Below are 13,929 nucleotides of genomic sequence, written 5' to 3' on the forward strand. Positions count from 1 at the left end.
TCCTCCCGGACCGCGCCCGTGCGGTCCGGGAGGAGTGCTACCCGGGCGCCCAACCGGCCATTCGCATCTGCGGCCGCGAAAGGAAGAATTCAGTCGCAGCTGCGATGGATGGAGTACTCATCGGCCAGCAGGTGCGCACGGGGGACGAGGGGCGCGCCGGAGGAGACGGTCGGCGCGCCCCGCACCGATTGAAGCAACCGGGCAATGGGGCGGACGACTGGTTCCCGACACCATTCACAGGGGTCCGCCCTGGACGATCCACCAAGAGGATTTCCGAGGTCAACACTTGCATCTACGATGCTTCTGCGCTGATCCGACTTGCAGTTGCGACGCACTGCCCGGCGCGGAGCACAAGGAGCGAGAGATGATCGTCGGCGACCTGCTGGACCTGGACGACCTTCCCATCCGACTGGCCTGGGGGACGCCGGAGCTCCTCACCCGCCAGGTCGCCGGCATCAGCTCGACCGACCTCCAGGACCCGGCCCGCTACCTCCTTCCCGGCGAACTGGTGCTGACCGGCCTGGTCTGGTGGCGGCCCGCCGACGACACCGGCGCGCTGCGCTTCGCCACCGCCCTGCGCAGCGCCGGCGTCGCCGCACTGCTGGCCGGCGAGGCCACCCACGGCAGCGTCCCGGACGGCCTGGTCGACGCCTGTCGCACGCACGGCATCCCGCTGCTCGCCGTCCCCGCCGGGGTCAGCTTCCGCGCCGTCACCGACCGCGTCTACCTGCGGCTCTGGGGCGACCTGCGGGCGGGCGCCCAGGACGCGGCCGCGATCCCGGACACCGTCCGGCGCGAGCTGGCCGAGCTGCTGCACGCGGGCACCGGGCCCGGCGAGGTGCTGGCGCACGTGGTCGGACGGCTCGGGGTGCCGGACTGCGCGCTGGTCACCGCCGGCGGGCGGCTGGTCGCCGACAGCGCGAGCGGCGCGGGAACGGGCGCCGGGCGCGGCAGCGCCGCACGTGCCGGGGGTGCCCGGACGGCGGGGGCCGACGACGCCCCGGGCGGACGGGGTACGGGCCGGCGCGCCGCGGACGGCGGCCGGGACGCCCGGCGGGACGGCCACCGGGACGGCCAGCGGGACGACGGGCTGCCGGTCGGACCGCAGGACGACTCCCCCTTCGACGGCTGGCGGCTGCGCCCGCACGTCCGACACGCGGCCGCCGAACCCGTCCTCGCCGGGCTCGCCGAGCTGCTCGCCCCGCTCGCCGCCCGCGCCCACGCCGAGGCGGCCGCCCGCCGCCGGGCCGCCGGACCCCTGCTCGCCGCGCTGGCCGCCGAAGGGCCCGCCGACCTCGCCGAACCGCTCGCCGCCTGCGGCCTGGCCGGGGGCCCGACCGGCGGGCCGCTGGTCGCCGTCGCCGCGCGGATCGACGGCGGCCGCCCGGACGCCCCGCTCCCCGCCGACGCCCCGCCCGCCTGGGCGGCGCACGCGCTCGCCGAGGCGCTGGAACCGCTGGGCGCCCGTTGCGCCGTCGGCACCGACCCGGCCGGGCGGGCCGTCGCCCTGGTCGCCGCGCCCGCCGAGCGGGTCGCCGAACGGCTGCGCCGGGCCCGGCCGGCGCTCCAGGCCCGCCTCACCGGGCGGCGTACCCTGCGGTTCGGCGTCGGCCCGGCCGCGCCGCCCACCGCCGCGGCGCTGCGGTCGGCACTGGTCCAGGCCCGGTACGTCCTGGACGGGCCGGGCGGACCGGTCGGCAGTGCCGCCGAGCTGGACTCGCTGGCCGGCCTGCTGCGCGGCATCCCGCCGGAGGTCACCGCCGCCTACCACGCCCGGCTGCTGGCCCCGCTCGCCGCGCACGACTGCGAGAACGGCGTCTCCCTGCTGGGCACCCTCGCGGCCTTCCTCGACCACGACGGCTCGTGGGCCCGCACCGCCGAGGTGCTCCACGTCCACGTCAACACCGTCCACTACCGCGTCCGCCGCATCGAGGAGCTCACCGGCCGCAACCTCGCCCGCCTGCACGACCGGCTCGACCTGCGCACCGCCCTGCTCTGCACCCCGGCGGGCTGACGGCACCCCCGCCGGGCCGGGCGGAATCGCGCAGGCCGGCCCACCCCGGTGGCCGGCCCGGAGATCCCCCGGAAGAATTTCGGCGCGGCTGTCGATCCGGCCGCCACCCGTTCGACGCAGGGGTGAGAGGCGGGGAGAGGCCCCGCCTCCGGACCGAGGAGTCACCATGCCGCGCTTCATGTCGCTGATCCGCATCGACGAGCAGAACGCCCCCGACCTCCAGGCCGCGGACCCGGGGTTCGAGCAGCGGATGGGCGCGCTGTTCGAGGAGATCACCAAGGCGGGGGTGATGCTGGACACCGCCGGCCTGCTGCCCACCTCCGAGGGCACCCGGATCACCTGGGAGGGCGGGAAGCTGAGCTTCACCGACGGCCCGTTCACCGAGACCAAGGAGGTCGTCGGGGGCTACGCCATCATGCAGTGCAAGGACATGGCCGAGGCGGTGGAGTGGACCAAGCGGTTCCTGCAGACCCACCCGGAGAGCTGGAAGGTCGGCGCCGAGCTGCGCCAGATCGACGAGGCGGCCACCCCGCCGGAGGCCTGAGCGTCCCGCGGAACGCCCCCGCACGGGCCGCACCGCCCGGCCCCGTCCGGAACCGTTTGAATCCATCTGAACCCGTCTGATTCCGTTTGATCCCCGTCACCCCCACCCCGACCGCCGCGTCCGCGTTTGCCCCGCTCCCGGACAGCTGCTCTGATGAGTGGCCGTGAGCGAGACCAATGCGGCCGCGGCGGTCGAGACGGTGTTCCGGATCGAGTCCGCCCGGATCATCGCCGGTGTCACCCGCATCGTGCGGGACGTGGGCATCGCCGAAGAGCTGGCCCAGGACGCCCTGGTCGCCGCCCTGGAGCAGTGGCCGGAGCAGGGCGTCCCCGACCGACCGGGCGCCTGGCTGATGACGACGGCCAAGCACCGCGCGATCGACCTGGTCCGCCGCCGCGAGACGTACGCGCGCAAGCTCGCCGAGGTCGGGCGGTCGCTGGAGGACGTGCCGCCACCGGAGCCGGCCGAGCCCGACGACATCGACGACGACCTGCTGCGGCTGATCTTCACCGCCTGCCACCCGGTGCTGGCCGCCGACGCCCGGATCGCCCTGACCCTGCGGCTGCTGGGCGGGCTGACCACCCAGGAGATCGCCCGCGCCTTCCTCGTCGCCGAGCCGACCGTCGCCCAGCGGATCGTCCGGGCGAAGCGGGCGCTCGCCCGGGCGAACGTCCCGTTCGAGGTCCCGTACGGGGAGGACCGGGCGGCCCGGCTCTCCTCCGTGCTGGAGGTCGTCTACCTGATCTTCAACGAGGGCTACTCGGCCACCGCCGGCGACGACCTGCTCCGGCCCGCCCTCTGCGAGGACGCGCTGCGGCTGGCCCGGGTGCTCGCCGGGCTGGTGCCGCAGGAACCCGAGGCGCACGGGCTGGCGGCGCTGCTGGAGTTCCAGGCCTCCCGGACGGCCGCCCGGACCGGCCCGGAGGGGCAGCCGGTGCTGCTGGCCGACCAGAACCGCACCCGTTGGGACCGGTTGCTGATCCGGCGCGGGTTCGCCGCGCTGCAGCGCGCGGGCACCGGGCCGTACTCGGTGCAGGCCGCGATCGCCGCCTGCCACACCCGGGCGGTCCGCTACGAGGACACCGACTGGACGACGATCGCCGCGCTGTACGGGCGGCTGATGGCGCTGACGCCGTCCCCGGTGGTGGAGCTGAACCGGGCGGTGGCCGTCTCGATGGCCCGGGGCCCGGCGGCCGCACTGGAGTTGGTGGACGCCCTGGCCGCGGAGCCGGCCCTGAAGGAGTACCACCTGCTGCCGAGCGTCCGCGGCGACCTGCTGGCCCGGCTCGGACGGACCGACGAGGCGCGGGCGGAGTTCGAGCGGGCGGCGGCGCTGACCCGCAACGTCCGGGAGCGGGAGCTGCTGCTGGTCCGGGCGCACGAGACGGGCGGCCCCGCACCCCGCGAGCCCGCCTGACGACCCGGGGCGACGCGGGCGGCCGGGGCGCCACGGACCTGCCGGGACGACACCGGCGGCCGGGGCGGCGCGCCGTGACCCGGACCGCGCGCCGTGACCCGGGCCGCGCGACGCGACCGGCTACGCCCCGTCGTCCAACCGAAGTCGGGCGCTGACCTCGCCGAGCCCCGCCGCCAGGACGGCCAGCTGCTCCCGGGTGAGCACGTCGATCAGCAGTTCACGCACCAGGGCGACGTGCCCCGGGGCAGCCTGTCGCAGGGCCTCACGCCCCTCGTCGGTGAGCTCGGCGAACACGCCGCGCACGTCGCTCGGACAGGAGCGGCGGCCGACCAGGCCCATCCGCTCCAGCTGGGTGACCTGGTAGGTGAGACCGCTCTTGGAGGTGACCAGCTTCTCCGCCAGTTCGGTCATCCGGAGCGAGCCGGCCGGCGCGGCGGAGAGGTGGACCAGGATCTCGTACTGGGTGTGCGAGAGGCCGGAGTCCTCCTTGAGCTGGCGCTCCAGCCGGCGGTTCAGCAGGTTGCTCGCGGTGACGAAGCCCCGCCAGGCGGCCATCTCGTCGTGGTCGAGCCAGCGCGGTTCGCTTCCGGGGGGCGTGGAGGGCATGGGGGAAGCCTACTCCTGTTGTTCAAATTCGAACGAAGGTGTACGGTCGACGTGTCGAGGTTCAAAATTGAACTACCTGCCCCGGGGCGGCCGGTCCGGCCGGGGTCGGGACGCCCGCGGAAGGAAGCCGAGGAAGCCGCCATGAGCACCGCCGCCCCCGAGCGCATGCCCGCCCTCTACCTCTCGCACGGCGCGCCGCCGCTCGCCGACGACCCGGTCTGGCCGGGACAGCTGGCCGCCTGGTCGGCCGACCTGCCCCGGCCGAAGGCGATCCTGGTGGTCTCCGCGCACTGGGAGGAGGCGCCGCTCGCCCTCGGCGCGGTCAACCCCGTGCCGCTGGTCTACGACTTCTGGGGCTTCCCCGAGCACTACTACCGGGTGCAGTACGCCGCCCCCGGCGCGCCCGAACTCGCCGAGCGGGTACGGAAGCTGCTGCGCGCCCCCGGCACCCCGGTGCAGGACGTCCCGGACCGCGGCCTCGACCACGGCGCCTACGTCCCGCTGGTGGAGATGTTCCCGGCGGCCGACGTCCCGGTCCTCCAGGTCTCCATGCCCACGCTCGACCCGCAGCGGCTGCTGGAGATCGGCCGCCGGCTCGCGCCGCTGCGCGACGAGGGCGTACTGATCATCGGCAGCGGTTTCTTCACCCACAACCTGCGGGCGCTCAGCACCGACGGCCGGATCAGCTCGGTGATGGCCGAGTTCGACGACTGGGGCCGGCGCGCCCTGGAGGCCGAGGACCTCGACGCGCTGCTCGACTTCGAGCGCAAGGCCCCGGCCGGACGGCTCGCGCACCCGCGCACCGAGCACTTCGCCCCGCTGTTCGTCACCCTCGGCGCCGGCGAGGCCGACCTGGGCAGCCAGCGCAGCGTGATCGACGGCTTCTGGATGGGGCTGGCCAAGCGCTCGATCCAGCTCGGCTGAGCCGCCGGCTCCCGCGCGCGGACCCTGCCCCGCGCCCGCCACCTCGCCGCCTCCGGACCCCTCCCGGGCCCGCCGGCTCAGACGGCGCAGCAGGTGAAGCGTTCGCCGATGTGCTCGGGCTGCTCGATCTCGTCGACCAGCGCCGCCGCGTAGTCCGGCACCGAGATCCAGCTACGGTCGGCCGCGTCGCCGAGCAGCTGGTCCAGCCCGGTGCGGTAGCGGCCGGTCCGCTCCCCCGGCACCAGTTCGGCCGCCGGGGAGAGCACCGTCCAGCGGACGTCCACGACGGTGCGCAGGTACGCCAGGGCGGCGCCGTGCGCGTGCATCATCTCCAGCACCCGCTCGGGCAGGCCGGGCGTGTCCCAGACCCGGACGCCCGGTGCCGTCTCCAGGCTGCCCGCGCCGCCGACCACGATCAGCCGGGGCGCCTCACCGCCGAGCGACCGCAGGCCCTCGACCAGCGAGCGGGCGGCCGGCTCGATCAGTGCCCGGTGGCCCGTTCCGTCACCACCGCCGACGGCGCTCACCAGCACGTCCTGGCCGGCGGCGACGCGCGCCACGTCCCCGGGCTCCAGGACGTCGCCGGGGAGGACCGCCGCCGCCGTGCCCCGGTGCCGGGCCGGGTCGCGGACCACGGCCGTCACCCGGTGCCCGCGCGCAACGGCCTCCGCGACGACGGCGGCGCCGATCCTGCCGTTGGCTCCGATCACGGCGATGCCGGCCATGGGGTACCTGCCTTCCGGTGCGCTGCTGGGGTGCGTCCCACCTCTAGCACCCGCCCCGCCGGCGGCCGGAACTGACACGCGGTCGGGTGTCCGCTTGCCGCCGGGTGGCAGGCTGGCGCCATGAACGCCGACACCCGGGAAGACACCCCGCGGCCGGACCCGTCCGGCACGACCACCACCGACGCGACGGCCGTCGCGGCCACGACGGGCGGCGGACCGATGGGCGGCGACCACGTCCGGGCCGCGCTCGACGAGGTGCTGCGCACCCTCGGGCCGCACACCCACGACCGCGACTGGTCGGCACCGGCCGGACCGCTGGAGTGGAGCTGTCGGGAGACCGCCGTCCACATCGCGCACGACCTGCTCGCCTACGCCGGCCAGCTCGCCGCCCGCCCCGCCGACCGCTACCTGCCGCTCGACCTCACCGTGCCGCCGGCGGCCGGGCCCGCGGAGGTGCTCACGGTCGTGACCGCCTGCGCCCGGCTGCTGGCCACCGCCCTGGACGCCGCGCCGTCCGACCTGCGGGCCTGGCACTTCGGGCCGTTCGACCCACCCGGCTTCGCCGCGATGGGGGTCTCCGAACTGCTGCTCCACACCCATGACATCGCCCTCGGTCTCGGCCTGCCCTGGCGGCCGCCGGCCGGGCTCAGCGCGGCGGTGCTGGACCGGCTCACCGTCGACGCCCCACCCGGCGATCCGGGCGACGTCCTGCTCTGGCACACCGGGCGCGGAGAGCTGAACGGCCGCCCGCGCAGGTCCTCGTGGACCTGGCGGACGGCCGTGACCGAGGGCTGACGGCCGACGACGGCGCCGGGTCAGGCGGTGGCGTCCCGCTCGGCCTTGCTCCGCTCGACGCAGAACTCGTTGCCCTCGATGTCGAGCAGGGTCACCCAGCCCTTGCCGTCCGGGGTGCGGTGGTCGCCGTGGATCTTGGCGCCGAGCGCCAGCAGGCGTTCGACCTCCTCGTCCCGGGTGCGGTCCTGCGGCTGGACGTCCAGGTGGACGCGGTTCTTCACGGACTTGCCCTCGGGCACCCGGATGAAGAGCAGCCCGGCGCCGACCGTCTCCACCAGCGCCTCCGGGTCACCCGGGTTGTCGTCGTCACTCACCTTGGCGTCCAGCACCTCGGCCCAGAAGTGCGCCAGGCGGTAGGGGTCGGCGCAGTCGATCGTCATGTGTCGTACCAGAGAAGCCATGTCGGCCACTCTGGCCCGGCTCCTCCCTCCCGGTCCAGCGGTTATGTCGACGAGCAGAGCGCGGAGCGGCTGTGGAGGTGCCCGTCCAGCGGGAACTCCGGCGGCAGGGCCGGGAGCACGGACCGGAAGCCGTACCCGGCCTTCTCCGCGACCCGGCAGGACGCCGCGTTGTCCACCTGGTGCAGCAGGTCGAGCCGGACCAGCCCGTCGGCGGCGAAGGCGGCGAACGCCCAGCCGGTGAGCACCTCCAGCGCGCGCGGGGCCACGCCCCGGCCGCGGGCGGGGGCGGCCGTCCAGTACCCCACCTCGGCCGCCGGGCCGCCGGGATCGGCGCGCTTGAGCACCACGTTGGCGACCAGCTCGGCCGGGACGTCGTCCCGGCCGTCGGTCCGGCCTCCGCCCCCACCGTCCCGGGGCTCCAGGACGGCGAAACTGTACCGGTGGCCCTCCGCCCAGCCGCGGCGCTGCAGTTCGAGCCAGCGGGCGGCCTCGGCCGGGTCGTTGACCGGGGTCCGGGTGAAGCGGCGCAGCGTCTCGTCGCGGTGGATCCCGATCAGCGCCGGAGCGTCCTCGTCCCGGAACGGGCGCAGCAGCAGGCCGCCACCGGACAGCGACAGGTCGGCGTCGAGGGCCGCCCCCGGGGCGGCCGCCCCGGCCGGGGGCAGGTCAGCGGTGGGCAGGTCGGCGGTGGGCAGGTCGGCGGTGGACGTCACTTGAGGCCTTCCCAGCCCCAGCGCGGGGTCGGGCCCGGGTCGCCGAGGTCCGCGCCGGCCGGCGCCGCCGAGACGTCCTTGGCGATCTTCGTGCCCCAGTCGAAGTACTCCAGCACCCGCCGGCGCAGCAGTTCGTCGTCGGGCAGCTCCTTCCGGACCGCCTCGCCCATCAGCTCCATCCAGCGGCCGCGCTGCTCCTCGGTGATCGCGAGGCCCAGGTGCGAGCGGAGCAGCGACTGGTGGCCGCCGAGCTCGTCGGTGAAGCGGGCCGGGCCGCCGAAGATCTCGCCCAGCCAGACGGCGACGTGCTCGATGTGGGTGGTGGTGAAGTTCGCGAAGACGGGCGCCAGCACCGGGTCGGCCAGCACGCCCTCGTAGAAGGTGTTGCTCAGCCGGCGCAGCGCCTCGATGCCGCCGATGGCGTCGTACAAGCTTCCGGACCGTTCGTCGCTCATGAGTGTTCTCTCCCCGTGGTGGGTGCGTCGGCACCTTCTGTCCGACACCTACCTAACAGCGCCGCGGGTGCAGCCGGTCCCCCCGCGGGCCCCTGTTCGCCGCGGGCTCAGCAAGTGGAGGCGCGCATTCCCGGTCCGGGCCCTCCCGGTGCGGGCCTTCCGGGCCGGGCCTTCCCGTCCGGGCCTTCCGGGCCGGGCCGGCGCTCCGTTCGGCCCTGCCCGGCCGTCGGCCTTCCCGTCCGCCGCTTGACCTTGACGCTGGCGGCAGGGTTGGAGGCTGCAGGCATGAACGAGAGCAGAGAGCACGAGGCGGTCTCCCGGGTCGTCCTGGTCACCGGGGCCGGCACCGGGATCGGCCGGGCCACCGCGCACGCCTTCGCCGCGCAGGGCCCGGAGGTGCGGGTGGTGGCGGTCGGCCGGCGTGCCGAGCCGCTGGCGGAGACGGCGGGCGCCCACCCCGGCCGGATCCACCCGCTGGCCGCGGACATCACCGCGCCCGGCGCCCCCGAGGCGGTGGTGCGGGCGGCGGTGGAGCGGTACGGACGGCTGGACGTCCTGGTCAACAACGCCGGGATCGTCCGCAGCGGCGCCGTCGGCGGCCTGGACCGGGCGGGGATCGACGCCCAGCTCGCCACCAACCTGACCGCCGCCCTGCTGCTCGGACAGGCCGCGCTGGCGCCGCTGGAGGCGAGCCGGGGCGTCATCGTCAACGTCACCACCGCGGTCGGCCAGCGCGGTTGGCCGGGGAACTCGGTCTACGCGGCGAGCAAGGCGGCCCTGGAGTCGGCCACCCGCAGCTGGGCGGTGGAGCTCGCACCGCGCGGCGTCCGGGTGGTGGCGGTGGCGCCCGGGGCGATCGAGACGCCGATCGGCGAGCACTCCGGCCTCGGCGCGGAGCAGCGGGCGGCCGTCCGGCGGTGGCAGATCGCCCACACCCCGCTCGGCCGGATCGGCCGGCCCGCCGAGGTCGCCTGGGCCGTCACCCGGCTGGCCGCGCCGTCGGCCTCGTTCGTCACCGGAGTAGTGTTGCCCGTCGACGGCGGCGCCGTCGTGGGGTGACGGGGCGGAAGGACGGGGCGGGGTGCTGATCGGCGAGTTGGCGCGGGTGACGGGGAGCACGGCCCGGGCGCTGCGCCACTACGAGCAGGCCGGGCTGATCGGTTCCTCGCGTGCCGCCAACGGCTACCGGGAGTACGACGAGTCGGCGGCGGTGCGGGTGCGCAACATCCGTGCGCTGCTGGCCGCCGGGTTCACCCTGGAGGACGTCCGGCCGTTCCTGGGCTGCCTGGACCACGACGTCCTGGCCGCCCCGCCGTCCGCCGCCGCGCTGCGGATCGCCCGGGAGCGGCTGGCCGTCCTGGAGCGGCGGATCGAGGCGCAGAGCGCGGCCCGGGACCGGCTGGTCGCCGCCCTGGCGGCGGCGGAGAAGGCCCGGGCCGGCGCCGGGACGGGTGCGGCCGGCGCGGGGGCCGCCCGGGCCGGCGCCGGCACGGGCCCGGCCGCCGCCGGGAGTTGACGCGGGCGGCGCGAACGGGTGACACCCCCGATCGGGGGTGTGCAGCGCGGCGCGGGCGGAGGACAGTGGGCGCATGCAGATTCCCCTCTCCGTGATGGACTTCCTCGACCGGGCCGAGCTCGTCTACGGCGACCGGGTCGGCATCGTCGACGAGCCGGCCCAGCCCGCCCTGTCCTGGGGCGAACCGACCTACCGCCGGGTAGCCGAGCTGGCCCGGGCCCAGGCCGCCGGACTGGACCGGCTGGGCGTCGGGCCGGGCGAACGGGTCGCGATCGTCTCGCACAACTCGGCCCGGCTGATGACCTCGCTGTACGGCGTGAGCGGGCACGGCCGGGTGCTGGTGCCGGTGAACTTCCGGCTCAAGGCCGAGGAGGTGGCGTACATCGTCGAGCAGAGCGGCGCGTCCGTGCTGCTGGTCGACCCCGAGGTCGCCGACGCCCTGGACGGCGTGACCGCCAAGCACAAGTTCGTGCTCGGCGCCGAGAGCGACGCGCTGCTGTACGACTTCGACCACGCGCCGCGCCGGTACGAGTGCGGTGAGGACGACACCGCGACGATCAACTACACCAGTGGAACCACCGCGCGCCCCAAGGGCGTCCAGCTCACCCACCGGAACATCTGGCTGAACGCCGTGCTGATGGGCCTGCACTTCGGCGCCACCGACCGGGACGTCTACCTGCACACCCTGCCGATGTTCCACGCCAACGGCTGGGGCCTGCCGTTCGTGCTCACCGGGCTGGGCGCGCAGCACGTCGTGCTGCGCAAGGTGGACGGCGCCGAGATCCTGCGCCGGGTCGAGCGGCACGGGGTGACCTTCCTGTGCGGCGCCCCCGCGGTGGTCCAGATGGTGCTGGACGCGGCGGCCGACTGGGACGGGCCCGTCCCCGGCCGGGACCGGGTGCGGATGATCGTGGCCGGTGCCCCGCCGCCGACCTCGGTGGTGCAGCGCGTCGAGGCCGAACTCGGCTGGGAGTTCATGCAGATCTACGGCCTGACCGAGACCTCGCCGGTGGTGACGGTCAACCGCGGCCGCTCCGAGTGGGACGCCCTGGAGCCCGGCGAGCGGGCCGAGAAGCTGGTGCAGGCCGGCTCCCCGGCGATCGGCAACCAGGTGGCGGTGGACGGCCAGGGCGAGGTGCTGGTCCGCTCCAACGTCGTGCTGTCCGGCTACTGGAACCAGCCGCAGGAGACCGCGGAGGCGATCCGGGACGGCTGGTTCCACACCGGTGACGGCGGCACCCTGGTCGACGGCTACCTGACCATCTCGGACCGGAAGAAGGACGTCATCATCAGCGGCGGGGAGAACGTCTCCTCGATCGAGGTGGAGGACTGCCTGTACGACCACCCGGCGGTCGCCGAGGCCGCGGTGATCGGCGTCCCGGACGAGAAGTGGGGCGAGACGGTCAAGGCCCTGGTGGTGCTCAAGCCGGGCCCGGAGGCCGCCGGCGTCTCCGAGGCGGACCTCATCGCGCACTGCAAGCAGCGGCTGGCCGGTTACAAGTCGCCCACCTCGGTGGAGTTCCGGGACGCGCTGCCGCGCACCACCACCGGCAAGCTGCAGAAGTTCCGGCTCCGCGAGCCCTACTGGGCGGGGCGGGAGCGGAAGGTCAACTGACGCCGGCGCCCGGCGCCAACAGGCCGGACTCGCGGGCCACCAGGGCGAGTTCGGTGCGGTTGCGGACGCCGAGCTTGTGCATGGCGTTCTTCAGGTAGCCGGTCACCGTGTTGCAGGTGAGGCCCAGCTGGGCGGCGATCTCCGGGTTGGTCCGGCCGGTCGCCGCCCAGCGCAGCACCTCGTGCTCGCGCCTGGTCAGCGCGGCCGGCCGGTCCGACCGCGGGAGCCGGTCCGCCGCCGGGAGCCCGGCCGGTGGCGGGAGCGCGGCCGACGGTGGGAGCGCGGCCGACCGCGGGAGCCGGTCCGGAGGCGCCGGGGCGGCGGCTTCCGGCGGGCCGGGGTCCAGCGGGCCGGGGTCCGGCGGGCCGCTCCAGGCCGCCGCCCCGGCCAGCGCCCGGGTGGCGGCCGCGGCGAGTCGGGTGACCGCGGCGATCCGGACGTCCCCGAACGGGACGACCGCGCGCAGCGAGGCGTACACCACGCCGTGCACCGTGCCGCCGTGCAGCAGCGGAACGGTGAGCATCGCGTAGAGGTCCTCGGCGGTGACGGCGGCGTCGTAGTGGTGCGAGATCGTGGTGGCGGCCCGGTAGTCGGGCACCCAGGTGGGGGCGTGCTCGGCCAGCGCGCGACCGCCGAGTCCGGTCCCGGCGGGGACGGCGAGGTCGTGCAGCAGGTCGGCCCGGGTGCCGGCCCAGTGCCGCAGCACCATGCCCTCGGGGGCCCGGGTGCGGCGGCCCGGCTCGGGCACCCCGACCAGGCCGACGTCGGCGCCGCAGTCGGCGACCACCCGGCGGGCGAGGTCGCCGAGCACCGCGTCCCGGACCAGGTCGGCGGCCTGGCGGGCGAGGTCGTCGGCGGCGGGGCGATCGGCGGCGGGGCGATCGGCGCTGCGGCTGCCGGTGGCACGGCCACCGGCGTCGCGGCCGTCGGCCGAACGGGCGTCGGCCGTACGGGTGGGGGTGTCCGCAGCCCTGGTCATCGCGCGATTCTCACACGCGGTGCAGCCGGTGGCGAGGGTCGTGACGGGCGTCTTCCGCCGAGTTCCGGGCAGGTGCGCCGGGTGGGGCGTAGGGTGCGGGCTTGGGTTACCCGCGAGTCACATCACGCCGCGGCGGGTTCCACCGCACCGGCCACCACCGGTGCGGCCCGCCACGGGCACGAACCACGACGGACACGGACGACAGACGTGAAGGAGAGACCCGATGACGACGGACCCGAAGGGCCCCGGCGCCCGGGACGTCCTGGCCGGCCTGCTCGACGACCTGCGGGCCGAGAGCGCGGTGCTGGACGGCCTGGTGGCGGGGTTGGAGCCGGCGGGATGGGCCGCGGACACCCCCGCGCACGGGTGGACGATCGCGCACCAGATCGCCCACCTGGCCTGGACCGACGACTGGGCGGAGCTCTCCGCCCGCGACCCCGAGGCCTTCACGGCGGAGTCCGGCCGCGTCTTCGGGGAACTGGTGGCCGCGGGCACCGACCCGGTGGAGGACGGGGCGGCGCGCGGCGCGGCCGAGGAGCCGGCGAAGCTGCTGGACCGGTGGCGGGCCGGACGGGAACGGCTGGCCGCCGCGCTGGCCGCGGCCCCGGGCGACGCCCGGCTGCCCTGGTTCGGGCCGCCGATGAAGGCCCCGTCGATGGCCACCGCGCGCCTGATGGAGACCTGGGCGCACGGGCAGGACGTCGCGGACGCGCTGGGCGTGGTCCGGGAGCCGACCGCCCGGCTCCGGCACGTCGCGCACCTGGGGGTGCGGACGGCGGGGTTCGCCTTCTCGCTGCACGGCCTGCCGGCCCCGACCGACCCGATCCGGGTGGAACTGACCGCTCCGGACGGCGAGTTGTGGACCTGGGGGCCGGCGGACGCCGCGGACCGGGTGAGCGGCCCGGCGCTGGACTTCTGCCTGCTGGTGACACAGCGCCGGCACCGGGACGACCTCGCCCTGACCGCCACCGGCGGGACGGCGGCAGCCTGGCTGCCGATCGCGCAGGCCTTCGCGGGCGCCCCCGGCCGGGGGCGGAAGGCGGGCGGCGGGCAGTGACCGGAGCGGGGGCCGCCGGCCCCCGCCCGCCGGGGTCGGATCGACTCCTCCGATCGACCGGCTGTTCGTCACTTCCGCACGCCGGTGCGCCAAACCACTCCTTCCGGCGATGTGCAGGGTCCGGGCCCGAATGATGCAATACCCGGGAGGCCCGGCGCGGCGCAGGCA

At 75.9% G+C, this 13,929-nt stretch carries 15 protein-coding genes; 9 read left to right on the forward strand and 6 right to left on the reverse strand.

Translation table 11 applies throughout. From position 1 onward, the window contains the following. The first annotated feature begins 364 nt into the window (after positions 1-364). From RMN57_RS10420 to RMN57_RS10430, 3 genes are all read left to right on the forward strand, one after another. Positions 365-2,014, forward strand: coding sequence for a PucR family transcriptional regulator (locus RMN57_RS10420; protein ID WP_313763105.1), 1,650 nt, complete (start codon positions 365-367; stop codon positions 2,012-2,014). A 166-nt stretch (positions 2,015-2,180) separates the two neighbouring features. Further along, a complete protein-coding gene (locus tag RMN57_RS10425; protein ID WP_313763106.1) occupies positions 2,181-2,558 on the forward strand; it encodes a YciI family protein in 378 nt (125 codons plus the stop codon). A gap of 163 nt (positions 2,559-2,721) precedes the next feature. Beyond that, the gene (locus tag RMN57_RS10430; protein ID WP_380234586.1) at positions 2,722-3,975 is read left to right on the forward strand and encodes an RNA polymerase sigma factor; all 1,254 of its coding nucleotides are present in this window, start codon (positions 2,722-2,724) and stop codon (positions 3,973-3,975) included. Between the two features lie 120 nt (positions 3,976-4,095). Here RMN57_RS10430 and RMN57_RS10435 read toward each other — a convergent pair whose 3' ends face one another. Beyond that, complete coding sequence (locus tag RMN57_RS10435) at positions 4,096-4,581, reverse strand: MarR family transcriptional regulator (protein WP_313763108.1); 486 nt, start codon at positions 4,579-4,581, stop codon at positions 4,096-4,098. A 141-nt stretch (positions 4,582-4,722) separates the two neighbouring features. Between RMN57_RS10435 and RMN57_RS10440 the strand changes: the two genes are divergently transcribed. Further along, on the forward strand, positions 4,723-5,505 hold the full coding sequence (locus tag RMN57_RS10440; RefSeq protein ID WP_313763109.1) for a class III extradiol ring-cleavage dioxygenase: 783 nt from the start codon (positions 4,723-4,725) through the stop codon (positions 5,503-5,505). A gap of 77 nt (positions 5,506-5,582) precedes the next feature. Here RMN57_RS10440 and RMN57_RS10445 read toward each other — a convergent pair whose 3' ends face one another. After that, positions 5,583-6,230 carry an NAD(P)H-binding protein gene (locus RMN57_RS10445; protein WP_313763110.1) on the reverse strand — a complete coding sequence of 216 codons (648 nt, stop codon included), beginning with the start codon at positions 6,228-6,230 and terminating at the stop codon, positions 5,583-5,585. Positions 6,231-6,350: 120 nt separating this feature from the next. Here RMN57_RS10445 and RMN57_RS10450 point away from each other — a divergent pair, with 120 nt between their 5' ends. Further along, positions 6,351-7,025, forward strand: coding sequence for a maleylpyruvate isomerase N-terminal domain-containing protein (locus RMN57_RS10450; RefSeq protein ID WP_313763111.1), 675 nt, complete (start codon positions 6,351-6,353; stop codon positions 7,023-7,025). 20 nt (positions 7,026-7,045) lie between these two features. Here RMN57_RS10450 and RMN57_RS10455 read toward each other — a convergent pair whose 3' ends face one another. From RMN57_RS10455 to RMN57_RS10465, 3 genes are all read right to left on the reverse strand, one after another. After that, a complete protein-coding gene (locus RMN57_RS10455) occupies positions 7,046-7,426 on the reverse strand; it encodes a VOC family protein (protein WP_313763112.1) in 381 nt (126 codons plus the stop codon). A gap of 41 nt (positions 7,427-7,467) precedes the next feature. Further along, on the reverse strand, positions 7,468-8,016 hold the full coding sequence (locus RMN57_RS10460) for a GNAT family N-acetyltransferase (RefSeq protein ID WP_313767773.1): 549 nt from the start codon (positions 8,014-8,016) through the stop codon (positions 7,468-7,470). A 119-nt stretch (positions 8,017-8,135) separates the two neighbouring features. Next, positions 8,136-8,594: a group II truncated hemoglobin gene (locus RMN57_RS10465; protein ID WP_313763113.1), complete on the reverse strand. Its 459-nt coding sequence runs from the start codon at positions 8,592-8,594 to the stop codon at positions 8,136-8,138. 285 nt (positions 8,595-8,879) lie between these two features. Between RMN57_RS10465 and RMN57_RS10470 the strand changes: the two genes are divergently transcribed. The 3 genes from RMN57_RS10470 (at position 8,880) to RMN57_RS10480 (ending at position 11,725) form a co-directional block, all read left to right on the forward strand. Then, positions 8,880-9,653 carry an SDR family oxidoreductase gene (locus tag RMN57_RS10470; RefSeq protein WP_313763114.1) on the forward strand — a complete coding sequence of 258 codons (774 nt, stop codon included), beginning with the start codon at positions 8,880-8,882 and terminating at the stop codon, positions 9,651-9,653. Between the two features lie 22 nt (positions 9,654-9,675). Then, the gene (locus RMN57_RS10475; RefSeq protein WP_313763115.1) at positions 9,676-10,110 is read left to right on the forward strand and encodes a MerR family transcriptional regulator; all 435 of its coding nucleotides are present in this window, start codon (positions 9,676-9,678) and stop codon (positions 10,108-10,110) included. A 73-nt stretch (positions 10,111-10,183) separates the two neighbouring features. Then, positions 10,184-11,725, forward strand: coding sequence for an AMP-binding protein (locus RMN57_RS10480; RefSeq protein WP_313763116.1), 1,542 nt, complete (start codon positions 10,184-10,186; stop codon positions 11,723-11,725). Here RMN57_RS10480 and RMN57_RS10485 read toward each other — a convergent pair. Then, positions 11,718-12,704, reverse strand: a complete 987-nt coding sequence (locus RMN57_RS10485) for a LuxR C-terminal-related transcriptional regulator (RefSeq protein WP_313763117.1) — start codon at positions 12,702-12,704, stop codon at positions 11,718-11,720. The two genes, RMN57_RS10480 and RMN57_RS10485, sit on opposite strands and share 8 nt — an antisense overlap. 223 nt (positions 12,705-12,927) lie before the next feature. Here RMN57_RS10485 and RMN57_RS10490 point away from each other — a divergent pair, with 223 nt between their 5' ends. Continuing rightward, complete coding sequence (locus tag RMN57_RS10490) at positions 12,928-13,761, forward strand: TIGR03084 family metal-binding protein (protein ID WP_313763118.1); 834 nt, start codon at positions 12,928-12,930, stop codon at positions 13,759-13,761. The last annotated feature ends 168 nt before the right edge of the window (positions 13,762-13,929 follow it).

Source organism: Kitasatospora sp. CM 4170, assembly GCF_032110285.1.
Lineage (GTDB): Bacteria > Actinomycetota > Actinomycetes > Streptomycetales > Streptomycetaceae > Kitasatospora > Kitasatospora aburaviensis.